Source organism: Jiella marina (assembly GCF_024359545.1).
In the GTDB taxonomy this organism is placed as follows: Bacteria; Pseudomonadota; Alphaproteobacteria; order Rhizobiales; family Rhizobiaceae; genus Jiella.
This window is the reverse complement of record NZ_JAKQZG010000025.1, coordinates 1-13,923: the sequence shown is the minus strand read 5'-3', so window position 1 is coordinate 13,923 and position 13,923 is coordinate 1. Positions and strand designations below refer to the sequence as shown.

At 59.5% G+C, this 13,923-nt stretch carries 17 protein-coding genes; 10 read left to right on the top strand and 7 right to left on the bottom strand.

Annotated features, from left to right (window positions below; all coding sequences use genetic code 11):
* Positions 1-28: 28 nt before the first annotated feature.
* From MF134_RS23490 to MF134_RS23470, 5 genes are all read left to right on the top strand, one after another.
* A complete protein-coding gene (locus MF134_RS23490; RefSeq protein ID WP_369695456.1) occupies positions 29-157 on the top strand; it encodes a type II toxin-antitoxin system RelE/ParE family toxin in 129 nt (42 codons plus the stop codon).
* Between the two features lie 18 nt (positions 158-175).
* Complete coding sequence (locus MF134_RS23485; protein WP_255341822.1) at positions 176-496, top strand: HigA family addiction module antitoxin; 321 nt, start codon at positions 176-178, stop codon at positions 494-496.
* A gap of 7 nt (positions 497-503) precedes the next feature.
* Complete coding sequence (locus MF134_RS23480) at positions 504-710, top strand: hypothetical protein (protein WP_255341821.1); 207 nt, start codon at positions 504-506, stop codon at positions 708-710.
* A gap of 84 nt (positions 711-794) precedes the next feature.
* Complete coding sequence (locus MF134_RS23475) at positions 795-1,097, top strand: hypothetical protein (RefSeq protein WP_255341820.1); 303 nt, start codon at positions 795-797, stop codon at positions 1,095-1,097.
* Positions 1,094-1,318 (top strand): hypothetical protein, encoded by a 225-nt coding sequence (locus MF134_RS23470; protein ID WP_255341819.1) that lies wholly within the window; start codon positions 1,094-1,096, stop codon positions 1,316-1,318. The genes MF134_RS23475 and MF134_RS23470 overlap by 4 nt, the downstream gene beginning before the upstream one ends.
* Positions 1,319-1,341: 23 nt before the next feature.
* On the opposite strand, the gene MF134_RS23465 is transcribed toward MF134_RS23470, so the two are convergent.
* The 3 genes from MF134_RS23465 to MF134_RS23455 all read right to left on the bottom strand — a co-directional run bounded on the left by MF134_RS23465 (position 1,342) and on the right by MF134_RS23455 (position 5,297).
* Complete coding sequence (locus MF134_RS23465) at positions 1,342-2,148, bottom strand: hypothetical protein (RefSeq protein ID WP_255341818.1); 807 nt, start codon at positions 2,146-2,148, stop codon at positions 1,342-1,344.
* A gap of 1 nt (position 2,149) precedes the next feature.
* Positions 2,150-3,160: a DNA cytosine methyltransferase gene (locus MF134_RS23460; protein WP_255341817.1), complete on the bottom strand. Its 1,011-nt coding sequence runs from the start codon at positions 3,158-3,160 to the stop codon at positions 2,150-2,152.
* 931 nt (positions 3,161-4,091) lie between these two features.
* Positions 4,092-5,297, bottom strand: coding sequence for an MFS transporter (locus tag MF134_RS23455; protein WP_255341816.1), 1,206 nt, complete (start codon positions 5,295-5,297; stop codon positions 4,092-4,094).
* A gap of 126 nt (positions 5,298-5,423) precedes the next feature.
* Between MF134_RS23455 and MF134_RS23450 the strand changes: the two genes are divergently transcribed.
* Together MF134_RS23450 and MF134_RS23445 are read left to right on the top strand one after the other, a co-directional pair.
* A complete protein-coding gene (locus tag MF134_RS23450; protein ID WP_255341823.1) occupies positions 5,424-6,203 on the top strand; it encodes an AraC family transcriptional regulator in 780 nt (259 codons plus the stop codon).
* 7 nt (positions 6,204-6,210) lie between these two features.
* The gene (locus tag MF134_RS23445) at positions 6,211-6,906 is read left to right on the top strand and encodes a tyrosine-type recombinase/integrase (RefSeq protein WP_255341815.1); all 696 of its coding nucleotides are present in this window, start codon (positions 6,211-6,213) and stop codon (positions 6,904-6,906) included.
* Between the two features lie 233 nt (positions 6,907-7,139).
* On the opposite strand, the gene MF134_RS23440 is transcribed toward MF134_RS23445, so the two are convergent.
* The 3 genes from MF134_RS23440 to MF134_RS23430 all read right to left on the bottom strand — a co-directional run bounded on the left by MF134_RS23440 (position 7,140) and on the right by MF134_RS23430 (position 9,797).
* Positions 7,140-7,616, bottom strand: a complete 477-nt coding sequence (locus MF134_RS23440; RefSeq protein ID WP_255341814.1) for a hypothetical protein — start codon at positions 7,614-7,616, stop codon at positions 7,140-7,142.
* Between the two features lie 92 nt (positions 7,617-7,708).
* Entirely contained in the window at positions 7,709-9,250 is a 1,542-nt protein-coding gene (locus MF134_RS23435; RefSeq protein WP_255341813.1) for a type IV secretory system conjugative DNA transfer family protein, read from the bottom strand.
* A 16-nt stretch (positions 9,251-9,266) separates the two neighbouring features.
* Positions 9,267-9,797 carry a hypothetical protein gene (locus MF134_RS23430; protein ID WP_255341812.1) on the bottom strand — a complete coding sequence of 177 codons (531 nt, stop codon included), beginning with the start codon at positions 9,795-9,797 and terminating at the stop codon, positions 9,267-9,269.
* Positions 9,798-9,961: 164 nt separating this feature from the next.
* On the opposite strand from MF134_RS23430, the gene MF134_RS23425 reads away from it, so the two are divergent.
* On the top strand, positions 9,962-10,210 hold the full coding sequence (locus MF134_RS23425) for a hypothetical protein (protein WP_255341811.1): 249 nt from the start codon (positions 9,962-9,964) through the stop codon (positions 10,208-10,210).
* Between the two features lie 35 nt (positions 10,211-10,245).
* On the opposite strand, the gene MF134_RS23420 is transcribed toward MF134_RS23425, so the two are convergent.
* The gene (locus MF134_RS23420; RefSeq protein ID WP_255341810.1) at positions 10,246-10,530 is read right to left on the bottom strand and encodes a hypothetical protein; all 285 of its coding nucleotides are present in this window, start codon (positions 10,528-10,530) and stop codon (positions 10,246-10,248) included.
* Positions 10,531-10,801: 271 nt separating this feature from the next.
* Between MF134_RS23420 and mobQ the strand changes: the two genes are divergently transcribed.
* Both mobQ and MF134_RS23410 read left to right on the top strand, forming a co-directional pair.
* A complete protein-coding gene (gene mobQ / locus MF134_RS23415) occupies positions 10,802-12,739 on the top strand; it encodes a MobQ family relaxase (protein ID WP_255341809.1) in 1,938 nt (645 codons plus the stop codon).
* Positions 12,740-13,413: 674 nt separating this feature from the next.
* Positions 13,414-13,923: helix-turn-helix domain-containing protein (locus tag MF134_RS23410; protein WP_255341808.1), on the top strand; the 510-nt coding region annotated here is incomplete at its 3' end.

Sequence of the window (13,923 nt, the reverse complement as noted above, 5' to 3'; positions counted from 1 at the left end):
TCCGGAGTCCTTCGCGCCTTTCCCGAATATGGGCATGCACCCCCTGAAAGGGGACCTCGCGGGCTTTTGGAGCGTCAGCGTGTCCGGCAACTGGCGGATCATATTCCGCTTCGAGGGCGAGGACCCGGCCGACGTCGATCTGGTCGATTATCACTGATGAGAAGGAGCGAAACCCATGCCTATGTTTGACCCCCCGCATCCTGGCGAGATTGTCCGCGAGGAATGCCTGATCCCGAACGGCCTCACCGTCACCGAGGCCGCCCAGGTGCTGGGCGTGTCCCGGCAGACGATGACCAAACTTTTGAACGAAAAGGGCGGGATCACCCCGGAAATGGCGATCCGGCTGGAAAAGGCGTTCGGCGGCGAGGCAGATTTCTGGCTCAAGCTGCAAACCGCGTTCGATCTTGCCCAGGCACGCCGCCACCAGGACGAAATTACCGTCACCCGCTTCGTGCCGAAGGCCGCGCCCCAGGGCGAGCAACCGCGCCTGGTGTGAGGCGGCCGTGACCGACAACAACGTCACCCGGCTACATCGCCGCGTCATCACCCTGAAAAGCGGCCAGCAGGTCGAAATTCCGGACGATGCCGAGGGACGCCCCATCGAGGAGGTGTTTTCGCACGTGATCGGCAGCCTCAAGGGTGCCCTGGTCTACGAGATCGGCGGTCGCCGCTACATCGCCGTGCAGGACGAGCCCGACAACGGCCGATGATTCCGCTTGGCAGGTCTCGCGGTTTGTTCTATTTTTGTTCTCATGTTCGAGATCGAGGATGAAGCGCGGAGAAGGGCTAAGGACATGGCCTTTTGCGGGTATGGGCACGAGCTGGCGCGGGCCGAGGGGATCAAGGTCGCCCTGGCCGTTCTGATCGATGGCGCGAAATGCGCCGAGGACGAGGATTTACGGGCCGACGAGCCGTTTCAGGAAGCGCTTGCCTATCTCGACAGCCGGACAGGCGAAACAGCCATCACGGGGCAAATACGGCGGGCGCTCGACCTGCCGTTTCCCGAAGAAAGGCGCGTGAAGGTCGAGCAGCTTGCGGCCAAGCTGGCGAGCCGCCACGCAAATCCGGCGTTTTTCGATCTGCCGGGGCAGCGATGAGCCAGCCGGACAGGCGCTTATCATGGTTCCCCGAGCTCGATTATCTGATCGAGTATGTCCCCCAGAACGGGGACACGGAAGAAACGAAAATTGCCACCGTTACCCGCCTGAATATGGCCTATGAGGTGTTGGAGCTGGCGAAGCGCAGCTATCCCGGCCGCGTGCTCATCATGCGCCAGCGGGCGCGGATCATTGCCCGGCACGAGCCGGATTTAATATAGTAATTCCCTGTTGATATAATATTTCAATCAGATGGTACTAGTAAAGAAGAAACAACTGACCGGACCTCTCTCCTTATTTCTTCTTTATTTCGCTCAAAAAAATTGCTAAGATCATACTCTACAACCTTTTTGAAAAATGCAAATGTGGATTCAAAGGGGTCTTCATTTGATATCCCCGTGAGAACAAGCATTCCATCCGCTCTATATCGATGAATAACTGGATAACTAACTTGATTTGAAAATATTGCAAATGCTGGAAGCATATCACTTTGATATGCATTAAGTCCGAATCTCAAATCCGCATTTTGTCGCTTGGAATCTGCGCTTTTATAGCCCTGTCGAACTTCAAATACTACACCATCTAAGACTGATTTCTTATTATTTGATGTGCCGATCCGGTCAATTGAGCCTGTTATCCAATCGGACAGTCTCTGGCGTGCACTACCTTGCAGATCGTCAATGCGTAGACACGCATCTAATGTATGCGTGGCAAGTTTTGTGGGAGAAGAATTATATTTATATGACCATAATATTTTTTCTTCATCTATTTCTAAAGCAATATTCAAAATTGCGCGAAAAAGCCGCTCCGACCCAATTCCTAATTGTCGATATACTGAAGTTAGGCCGCCAGCAGCCTTGTGAGCGGCATATACTGATGGAGAAGCTAGCCCAATCCATGAGTAAAATGGGTCATTCCCGAATATTTCTTCAAAATCGGTGAATGAAACTCCATTGTCACGGCTAGATAGCCCAAAAGCGGGTTTATATTTATAGCATTCTCTAATTGGCTTTAGAAAAGTTTCTACGAGAAATTTATCGCTGCTTTCCATATTAGAATGATAGTCCCAATTGTTTTGGAAGCCGTGGCCTTCTTAGTTTCTCAGGATTTTTTGTGGGTTGTTTCTCGGAGATTTCGGAAAGGTAACGCGATATCGAAGATGCGACCTGATGAGCGACCATTGGCGGAACAGCGTTGCCGATCAGCGTAAGATTGCGTTGAGTCGAGTATGGAAAGACATAATCGTCTGGGAATGACTGGAGTCGCGCGCATTCGCGGACCGTTAATCGTCGATCTAGCTCGTAGTGAAATTGGATTCTGCCCCGAGCATTCGCGCGGATGCAGTATGCAACGTCTCCTCGCCGATTTTTATGATCGCCCTGGCCTCCGCCAGCCGTCGCCCGAGAAGCGACAAAATACTGGCTTTGGTTTGTGATCGTTTCATCAGTGATAGGCTCTAAGTCGGCAAGAGCTTGATCGATCGTATAGTAGGCTGCCGAATGGGTCGGTAGTGGCTTCCGAGGAAACCCAGGAAGGTCGTTACGAACCCCTACTAGAAAGAGGCGTCGTCGGCTTTGTGGTAAACCATAATCTGGGCAGTAGAGCTCCCAAACTTCAAATGAGTACCCGACAGACTCATATTCATTAAGGATATGTTCGAGATGTTTTCCGCGATCAAGGCGTGCGAGATACGGCACATTTTCGCCGATCACGATCTTAGGCCGGTACCGTTCCATGTAGTGGGTGAGGGCAGTGTATAATTGGCCTCGCTCTCCTGAAAGGCCGACCTTGGGGCCAGAAGAGGAAAAATCCTGACAGGGGAAGCCTCCGATCAATATGTCTGCAGCCGGGATGTCTTCGGTTGGCTTTTGAGAGAGATCGAGGCAAGCAATTTCGTTTCCTAGGTTTAGTTTATAGGTTTCAACGGCATCTGAAAAATTGTCATAGGCAGCAACAATCTCGAACGGTAACGCGGGATAGTGGCGGTTAAAGACCGAAAAATTCCCCTGAAAGCCGAGGTCCAGACCGCCACAACCAGAAAACAGTGAAACGACAGTATGCATACCGTCTCGGCTAATGCTTGCCGCTTTATTTACCTTCTGGCCCTCACGGAGACCATTCTGATAAACGGGTTTCGAACGTAATGCCCTGATTTTTTGGCCACCGTCTTTCCGTCTCATTAGGCGACGAATCCAGTCCATGTGCGGGAATAATACCGCCGTCTTATTCGGCGGGGACCGGTATGGCTAGCCAGCTTGAAGCTTAGTTCACAGATACCAGACTATGATCAGGTATGCTTGTAAAATATTGCAGCCTTTCAGCAATCTGGCTGCACTAATAGCTCAAAAAAATGGCCTCCCCCTCAAAAAGAGGGGAAGGCCTGTCTAGGCTTTACGGAAAGAGTAATCTCGCGGCCAGCGATAGGATTGCCACCGAGGTGACAACAATCGATAGCTCGACGCGATACGCCGTTCCATTCGACCTACTGGCTTCGAGAATGAAGCGTGCCTGCATAGACACCTCCCCATTCAGGTGCGTGCGGGTCCCTTGGAGTAGTCGCCATCACGCATTTGGCCAGGTCCGGCGTTTAGCTGGAGTCTTCCGGACGCTGCGACTCCATTGAACGCACCATCAATGTGCGTTCAATGCAGTGCAGCTAGCCAGGTACTCCGCCGCTTTAGATATCGTTATCAAGGGTGCCGATTGCAATGTCTGGTAAAGCTTCGATTCTGCAAGGGCTGGAAACGGGTCATATGCAGAAAGCGCAATTTGAAACAGAATTATGAATTCTGTTTCATATCCGGTGACGCGGGCGATCGGCAGCTTCCGACCCGTTGCTACCGTTCTGAAAGCCCTTGCGCTTCGCCGGAAAGCGGTCATGGCAGTCGAGTAGCCGCTGTTTGCACGACGAGCCTCTATCTCATGAGGTCGAGGACGCGTTGGCGCTGACGACGCGGCGCGGTGTGGCGCAGTCCTCGTGCAGCAGGGGTACGGTCAGCCCGCCTTCGGCTCACGGGTGTTCGGCAGGAGTGCCGTGAGGATGCCGATGAATGGCAGGAAGGCGCAGACCTGGAACACGAAGCGGATGCTGGTGTGATCTGCCAAGATGCCGAGGAGCGCGGCGCCGATCCCGCCGGCGCCGAAGATGAAGCCGAAGAACAGCCCCGACACCATCCCGACTCGGCCGGGCATGAGTTCCTGAGCATAGACGACGATCGCCGAGAACGCGGACGCCATGATGAAGCCGATCACGATGCTCAAGGCCGCAGTAGCTGTCAGCCCGACATAGGGCAGGACGAGCGTGAACGGCAGGACGCCGAGGATCGACACCCAGATGACGATCTTGCGCCCGAGCCTGTCGCCGATCGGCCCGCCCGCCACCGTTCCAGCCGCGACGGCTGCGAAGAAGATGAACTGGTAGACCTGCGCCGTCTGCGTCGACAGGCCGAACTCGTTCATCATGTAGAAGATGTAGTAGCTCGTGAACGACGCGAGGTAGACGTATTTCGAGAAGAGCAGGATCAGGAGGACCGCGACGGCCTTCGAGACCTGCGCCCGGGTCAGGAAGGCGTGGCGGACCGGGGTCGTGTTCGACGGGCGCTTGGCATGGCCGTTCCGCTGATACCAACGCCCGAGCCCGGTCAAGATAACGATGCCGAGCAGCGCCGCCAGCGCGAACCAGGCGAGGCTTTGCTGTCCACGCGGCAGGATGACGAAGGCGACCGCGAGCGGTCCGATGGCGGACCCGAAGTTGCCGCCAACCTGGAAGATGGACTGCGCCAGGCCGTGTTTGCCGCCCGATGCCAAGCGCGCGATCCGCGACGTTTCCGGGTGGAAGATCGCAGACCCAAGACCGAGAAGAATGGCACCGACGAGGAGCCCCACGTAGTTCGGCGCATAAGCGATGGTCACCAGCCCGACGAGCGACGAGGACATGCCGACTGGTAGGGAATAGGGAAGCGGGCGCTTGTCCGTGTAGAAGCCGATGAACGGCTGAAACAGCGACGCCGTGATCTGGTACACGAAGGTCAGCATGCCGACCTGGGCGAAGCTTAGTCCGTAGCCTTCCTGAAGGATCGGATAGAGCGCCGGAAGAAGCGACTGCATCAAGTCGTTCAGGAGGTGGCAGATGCTCGCCGCCCCAAGGACCGTCAGCGCCGTCCGTTCGACGAATGGTTGTGCTGATAGGGTTTGGCTCAAGGCGGTATGCCTCCGATCGAGTTCTACTACAGAGCGCTCGTTGCGCACCTTCGTGTTTCGAACTACGGAAACCGGAGGTGGCCCGCCACCGAACCTGGGCCTTCCCGCTTCGAGTTCAGGCCAACCATGCGAAAAGTGCACATCAACGAGATCGACCACCTTCCCCTGTCCATCATCGCGATCGGGAAGGAATACCCGGCGGGGCACTTCATCGATCCGCACGAACATCGTCGGGGCCAGCTCATATCGAGCGCATCGGGTGTGATCGTGCTGTCGACGCCGCATGGTGCATGGCTGATGCCGCCAGGGCACGGAATGTGGATCCCCCCCGGGACCATCCACAACGTCCGGATGGTAGGCCCGGTGCGGATGAGGAGCCTCTACGTCGAACCCGACGCGGCGCCGGGAATGCCGATGTCCTGCCAGGTTCTGGACATGCCGCCGTTCATGCGCGCCCTGATTGCCGAAGCCGTGGACGCTCCGCTCGAATACGAACGGGAAAGCCGCTCGGCCGCGCTCATGGAGCTGATCCGATACGAGATGGTTTCCCTGGCGATCCTGCCCCTGTCGCTCCCGTTCCCGTCCCATGAGGCGCTCGCGGCTCGATGCCGACAGTTCAGCGAACATCCCTCGATAGCTGAGACGATCGATGACTGGTGCGCCGGGCTCGCCATGAGCCGCCGTACGTTCACCCGTCTGTTTCGAGCGCAGACGGGCCTCAGTTTCGCCGAGTGGCGCCAGCAGGCCTGCCTCATGTCCGCTGTGACGAAGCTGGTCACCGGAGTGTCCGTGACATCCGTCGCGGGCGAACTTGGCTACGACAATCCGGCGGCCTTCACGACCATGTTCAAGCGGGCGTTCGGGGCTCCACCGCTCGCGTATTTGAAGCTTCGTACAAGGTTATGACGCTGGAATGCATCGCGCAGCTATGTCCACCTTCAACTCCGTCCTTCCCGAAAGCGGACCGGAAGCTTTCCACCCTTCCCTGCCCTACGAGCGCTCGTTTTTGAAACACTTTCATTGTATTCTGTTTCAAATGACCGACCTCATCGACCCGCAGGGCAACCGCCTTTATCTGACCGCCGCCGAACGCGCGGCCTTCCTCACGGCCGCCGCCAAAGCGCCGCGAGAGGTGCGATCCTTTTGCGAGGTGCTGCACTTCACCGGGTGCCGGATTTCCGAAGCCTTGGCGCTGTCTGTGAAGCGGATCGACCTTGAGGGGCAGGCGCTCGTCTTCGAGACGCTGAAGAAACGCCGTACGGGCGTCTATAGGGCCGTGCCAGTGCCCGCGCGGCTGCTTGATACCCTCGACCTCGTTCACGGCGTCAGGGAGGCGCACAGGCGGCGCGGCGATCCGCTGCTATGGGATTGGAGCCGCACGACCGCATGGCGGCAGGTGAAGGCCGTCATGGAGACGGCGGGGATCAACGGCCCCCATGCGAGCCCGAAGGGCTTGCGCCACGGCTACGGCGTCGCGGCGATCGGCGCGGCCGTACCGCTCAACATGCTGTCGAAATGGATGGGGCACGCCACGATCGAGACGACGGCGATCTATGCGAACGCGCTCGGCGAGGAGCAGCGTTCAATTGCTGAACGCATGTGGACTTGAAGCCGCCTGAATTATGCCTTGCCCGGAAAGGGCGAATTCCGGCACAATTGGAAATGCGGAACCCGGGGACGGATAGTCCGCGCACGAAGTAGACGGCCCTTGCCTTCACAGGCGGGGCCGTTTCTCGTTCAGGAGTCTACTTTGTGCCCTGTATCCTCGGGGGTCCGGGGGCAGACAGCCCCCGGCAACGCGCGAAGCGCGTTCACCGGGCCGAGGATTGATGCAGAGCGCCTTTAAGCGCTCTTCCTCGTGAACCACCCGGCCAGTCCTTTCGGCCGCTCACGGGCCGATTTTTCGGCCTCCTCGCGCCGGTCCTCAATTATCTTGAGGGTTTGGCTTACTTCACCGAGCTGACGCAGCGCCCCGGTTGCTTGTTCGTGCCAGCGATCGCGATCCCGGCGCAGCTCGTCGCGCTCGCGATCGGACATGGCCCGGAAATCATCAAAGCGTTCTCGCAGTGCTTTAAGTTCGGCCTCTAAAGTCGCTGTAAAAGCTGTATCTTTTGGGGTTTCCGATCCTAAAGCTTTACCCTTTTCCGCACTCTTGCCGTTTAGAGGCGGAAAGACCCGGCAGAGTTCGGCCGGGTCGATCAACCAGCCTTTGCCGTCTTCGGTGCGTTCGGCCGACAAACGCCCGGATTTAATGGCTTTCGTAATTGTCGGCGTGGTGACGCCGACCGTTTCGGCGGCCTTTCCTGCTGATAGTTTCATGGCTGTAAATAGCCCCCTTTCCAATCCTAAAGTCAGTATAAAAGGGAAGGGTAACCTATACCTGACCACCCGCAAAGCGGTTTCGTATGAAACTATCCAGTGATGAGCGGACGGGTAGGCGCTGCCGTTCCATAGTGGAGCTGGCGCACATCACGGATAACATCGCGCCACCGGGGCACCTCAAACCACGGCACGCGTTCGATCACGAACAGCGGGGCACCGATCCGCTTGACGAGTTGAAGGCCGTCCCCGATGGCGCGGATTTCTTCCGATTGCAGGACGGGCCGCTTGTGTTCGGCCAAGCCGAACGATGCGGACCCGTAGCCTGCCCCGGAATTGTTGACGGTGCGCACGGCCACGCTCTTGATCCCTGACCATGTTTCCACATCGCGCATGAGGGTGGCGTCCTCGATCCCCCACGCGGTGAAAACGCCCGCCTGCTCCTCGAAAAGCTTGATGGTTTCCAGCTTGTAGCCTCGCGAGAGCAGGGAGTTTCGCCCTTGGCAGAGGCCCCAGAGTTGGACGCCCATTCCAGCGTAAAGCGTTAGGGCCTTTGGGATGACAGGCATGTATGGAAGGTTCGCCAGCTCGTCGATCAAGAACAGGACCGGCACCGGGCCGGGTGTGTTCGCAGCCGTTTCGAGCATGCTCGAAACCGTCAGGGACACCCATTTCGCAGCGGCGGTCATCTGCCGCTCCGGAGCCATGAGGTAAACGGTCGTCAGCTCGTGCCGCAGATCGCCCGGATCGAAGTCACTGGCGGCCGTGGCGTCCGCCAGCGGTTCGCCCGGCCGGAACGACCGAAGGGCGTTCTTCATCTCACCGTAATATGCGGCGTATTGCGTGGTGGCTTCGCTCTTGTCGTAGGCGAACGAGGCGGCGACGGCCGCAATTTCCTCGATCCCGCATCTGCCGATTGTCTTTAAGCGGTCATCCAGATTGTGGCGTTCGTTCACGAAGCGCCACAGTTCGCCGAGCGTGCAGCGTTCCGGCTCGCACCGCGCGGCCCATTCGATCCACATGGCGAGTATTTCTTGCGCTCCCTGTCCGACCCATGCGTTTTCGCCTTTCGTTGCCGGGACGAGGGACATGGCGGCGTCGAGGCAGTCTGTAAAAACCGACTGCCCCGCCTGTGCCCGCTTGATGATGTGGCCGAACGGATTGAGCCGCCAGCCCGGGACGCCATGCATGCCGAACGGGTTGAGCGGAATTGTTTTATGGCCGAGGTTGCGGCGGCGGTGATGTGCCGAGGCCCAAGCGTTTTCGCCGTTCTTGATGTCGTTGACGATAACGGAGCGGTTCCCGACGTGGGCCATATTTGTCAAGACGAGGTCGCGGCCCTTACCGGTCTGCGTCGGGCCGTAATTCAGAAGGTGGGCTTTGCCGGGATAGAAGATCGGCCGCCCCTCTAGGCGGCCGAGAAAGATGCCGTCAGGGTTCAGCATGTCGAGGGCGGCCGCGTCCTCGATGGTGCCGAGACGGCCGCCGCCGAGCTTGCCGGATGCCTCCTCGCGCTCGATGAACTCTAAGACCCGCTGCGCCTGTATCTGCCCTTCGTGTTGAAGAGCATGCAGCTCGTCAGCCCGGCCCCATGCCTTGAACTGCTCCAGCCTCGATAGGAGTTCCCAAAGCATGACGGCTCATCCCCGTTTAGGGCCGAGAGCGTTGCGGTGGCACGTCGAAAGCGTCGGCTAGGGGATCGTTTGAGTTGACCGCCCCGCCACCCCACGGCCCCGCCGTGCGGTGCGCTTCCGAGGGACGTTGACGGGGCGGCAAAATCTGCGGGGCTGGCCGCGCCGCAGCCGGGGCGGGTTCCGGCTGCTTTTCGTCGTCGTCTTGGAACATATCGAGCGGGAATTTGCCCTCTGCGATTGTCAGGCCAAGGAGGCCCACGACCGCATAAAGAACCGGGGCGGCGCACGTCAGAAGGAGATAATACCAAAACGGCTTGTGTGGGTTCCAAGCGTGCACGGTAAGCATCGGCTCTATGAAAATGAAAAAACCAAGGAACCAGAAGAAGAAAATAGCAGCGTTGATGGCAGGTTTTGCCCGGCGCATCACATAGAAGCTGATGATAGCTCCGCAAATTGCAAGAACAATAACCGAGCCGATGACCACGGCAAACACTGCCATCATCATGAAGCCGATTTTCATTTGTTCAGTAGAGTTTTGCTGCGACATGTCGGAAACCCCTGAAAAATATAGGCTTTGACATTTTCATAAGGATTAATGCATAACTTTGATAACATTGCAAACAAGACGTTATGGCAGCTTGATGCCTACGTTCTAAGTGCGGTGTGACCAGTGACCGTATGAAACAACCAAAGCAGAGCGATACATGGGCGATGCGTGGCATCGACCCGGAGACGCGGGAGCTGTTCCAGCTCGCCGCGCGTAAACGCGGCCTCACGGTTGGCCGTCTCGCTGATGACGTCATGCGGAAAGCGGCCGAAGCGATCCTTCAGGGAGATGCGGCCGACATGAGCCTAAGCGCATCCGTGGACAATCTCGCGCGGCGCGTCGCGGAGCTTGAAAAGCAGACGCAGCGACCGCGCCGCTCGCGCAGCAGTCGCCGGAGCTTCACCCCGTCATAATCGGCTTTGTCCGCGAGTTCGTGAAGGCGGCGCAGCTACGCGCTCATGCGCTCCGCTTTGGATTCGATCCCAAACAACTCTCGGTCCTGATCCCGCGAGACAAACCGGCGTAGCAGCTCGTCGAGCTGGGCGCGAAATTCCGGGTCCTTTTGCGCATGTTCCAACACGACCGCCCCGGCGACGATTTTGCGCCGCGTATCGCGTTTGCGCTCCGCCTCGCGCACCCTCGCCCGTTCGCGCGCGATCTGGGATTCGAGCTGTGCCTTCTTCTGGTTCAGCTCCTGCAATTTTTCATCTGGAGATTTGCGCTTTTTCTGCATCTGGCCCTTTCCCTGAATAGACATGCTGCCATAAACTTGGCTTTCTGGAAAAGTTTCTAGGCGAGTTTTTCGCGTTAATCGACATGGACGGTGCGGCATCACTGAGGAACGAAGTGCGCACTTATACATCGCAAGCGATGTGTGCGCCGGGGATTCCCCGGACCCCTTTCAACGTATCCGGCCGGATGCGTTTTGCCCCTTAGCAGCCGGGGCGGGCTGGTTCCTCACATGCCGGAACGGGCATTTTCTTTGTTGCGAGGTGCGTTGATCCGTGGCGCAATATCGGCTTTCCGCGCAGATCATCGGCCGCAAGACGGGGCGCAGCGCCGTGGCTTGCGCGGCCTATCGATCCGGCGAGGTGATTGCCGAAACCCGCACGGGCCAGATGCACGACTACACGCGCAAGCAGGGCATCACACACACCGAAATCATGGCCCCGCAAAACGCCCCCGCTTGGATGCACGACCGCGCCATGTTGTGGAACGCGGTCGAGGCCGCCGAGCGCCGAAAGGACGCCCAGCTTTGCCGTGAGGTCCAGCTTTCCCTTCCGCACGAGCTGACGGCCGACGAGCGGCGGGAACTCGTGCGGGGCTTTGTCCAGAAGTCCTTCGTGGACAAAGGCATGATTGCCGACCTTGCCATTCACCAGCCCGGGCCGCGCGAGGATCACCGAAACCATCACGCGCACGTCATGCTCACCATGCGGGAGCTGACGGGCGGCGGTTTCGGCAAGAAGTCGCGTGAGTGGAACGACCGGGACCGGCTGGCCGAGTGGCGCAAGGAATGGGAGCAGCATTTAAACGCCGCTCTTTTCCGCGCGGGCCGAGCCGAACGGGTGGATAGCCGCAGCTATAAGGATCGCGGAATCGACCGCGAGCCGACCCAGCATCTTGGCCCTGCCGCGCACCAGATGGAAAAGCGCGGTGCGGCGAGCCGGATCGGCGACGAGAACCGGGCGGCCAATGAAAACAACCGGCAGCGGGCAAACCGGCACGGCCTGCTTGCTCAACTGCAATTGCAGCTCGACGGGCTGGACGACCGCTTTGAGCGCCAGAGAGCCGCGCAGGTCCACGCGGTCGAGAACGCCCACCAGTGGACACGTTCCGACCTGAAAAGCCGCCATACGAGCGAGCAGGCCCGCGAGCGGGACCGGATCGAAAAGGTCTATGGCGAGCCGATGCGCACGCTTGCGGCCGAGCGGCAGGCGCTCGAAAGCCGCATGGAGGCGACCGGCTGGCGGAGCCTCGTGCGGCGTGTGACCGGCCAGACGGTCAGGGATGCCGACCGGCTGGACCGGCTCAAGCTCAATCAGGCCAGCATTGCCGAGCGCATCCGGCAAGGATGGGACGCCTTGAATGCCCGGCAGGCGGACCAGCTCAAGGCGCTTGAGAAAGCCCATGAGAAGCGCAAGGCGGACATCGCGGCCGAGACAGAACGGCAGAAGAAGGCCGAACGAGACGCCCTGATGCGCCGCCGTCTTGTGGCCGCGCAGTCATACCAAAAGAACCAAGCCGAACGGTTCCGAAAGAAGGCGGCACAGGGAGCAAAGGTCCGAGAGGCCGCCGCTCGATCCGACGAGATTGCGGCAAAGGCGATTGCAGCGGCCAAGACACCGGAGCAAGCGCCGCGCGCGCCCTATCAACCGAGCGAAAAAGACCTGGCGCGATTCAGTCAGGAAGCGCACCAGGTCAAAGGGCCGAGCCTCGAACAAGCGAAGCTTCCCCCTTATCCGGCCGTGTGGGGACGCCGCGGGAGCGATGGCGCGGGCGGCGGCAAGCCTGCCCCGGCCGAGACGCCGCGGCGGCGTGAGCACGACGCCCCTGCCCCCATGCCGGACGTGAAGGCCGCGCACGAGCAAGCCGATCCGATCCGGGCGATCAAGCAGCCGAATTTCACGGCGCAGGCACAGGCTCCCGCCAACGATTCGCCCGCGCCGATCGCCGACGCGACGGCCGCGCACGAGCGGGCGAACCCGCCCCATTCGAGAGAGGCAAATTTCTCGACGCAGGGGGGCAATCTTTCGCAGTCCGAAAAGGACGCGAAGACCCGCCGTGAAGCGGATTGGGGCGGCGAGGGAAAGGCCACAGCCGCATGGGATTGGTTCGAGAAGCAGCGGGCCGCGACCGCCGAGCCGGGGGCCGAGCGCGAGAAGAAACAGGAACGCGGCTTGTCTCTTGGCCTGAAATTCAGCGGCGGGGGCGGCGAATGAGTTTATAGCGGGAAAGGGTTGCCGGAACTCGCTGCTTTAGGATCGGAAACCCCACGCTATACAGCGCGAAACCCCAATGAATCCGGGATTTCTCCACCCCTTGGCGGTGCCTTTCGAGAGGTAAATTTACCCCTCAAATGATCCGGCGTTTTAGGATCGGAAACCCCGGTTAAGGGGGCGGATTTTCGCTGGCGCGAGGATCCGCGCAGAGATCCTGCCCCCGGATTCGCTTTCGCAGATCCGGGCGAAAATCCGCAAACCTTAAAAATTCTTTTCGTAACCGGGCGAGTCTGGCACGATAGTCGAATGTGCGCGGGAGATTCGTCCGCGCTTCATTCACCAAGCCCGGAGGAATCTAGGCCCAGAAACACGAAAACCCGCCGAAAGGGCGGGCTTCATATCCGGGGACGACCCGGGAAACTTCATGATGTGGTGTCTGAAGCTTCCCACAAGTCCCCGGCCTTTTGCAAGCAGATTCTTGCCACGGGATCGCTTTGCCAAAATTTGACGCCCTGCCCCTTCGGCCGACAGGTCCGAAAGGGGGACGCATGCAATTGTTAGGGGACATTCTCAATCAGCCGACACAGCAAGGACGGCGGGGCGCACCCGTGCGCCGTCAATCCCGTGCGAAAGGGCGCGAGGGGACATTCTGGCGGCCGACAACGCGGCAGGACGTGCGCCAGCTCGTCTTGGCCGCGCGGCGCTACGATATGGCCGGACGCCAAGGCGGGCAGCGCAACGGCCCGCTTGGGCACGTCGCGCTCGAGGTGCTGGATTATCTCGCCAACCTGATCGACTTTCGATCCGGGCGCCTCGATCCGGCGCTCGAGACAATCGCGGCGAGGATCAACCGCTCGAAATCCGCCGTCGTCGATGCGCTGAAAGCGCTTCGTCAACACGGCTTTCTCGACTGGCTGCGGCGCTACGTGCCGACCGGCAGCGAAGGACGCGGCCCGCAGGTCCAGCAGACCAGCAACGCCTACCGTCTCTTTCTGCCGGCAGCGGCGCGCCGGCTGCTTGGCCGTTACGGCCAGCCGGCACCAGCCCCCGACGATCACGACCATGCCCGGCAGACACAGGCGGCCGAGGTCGAGGCCATGCGGGCAGGCCTGCCGAAGAAGGAGCGGCTTTTGTTCGACATCGAGAAGGGGCCGCTAGAGGCCGCGCTTGCCCGGTTGATCGAC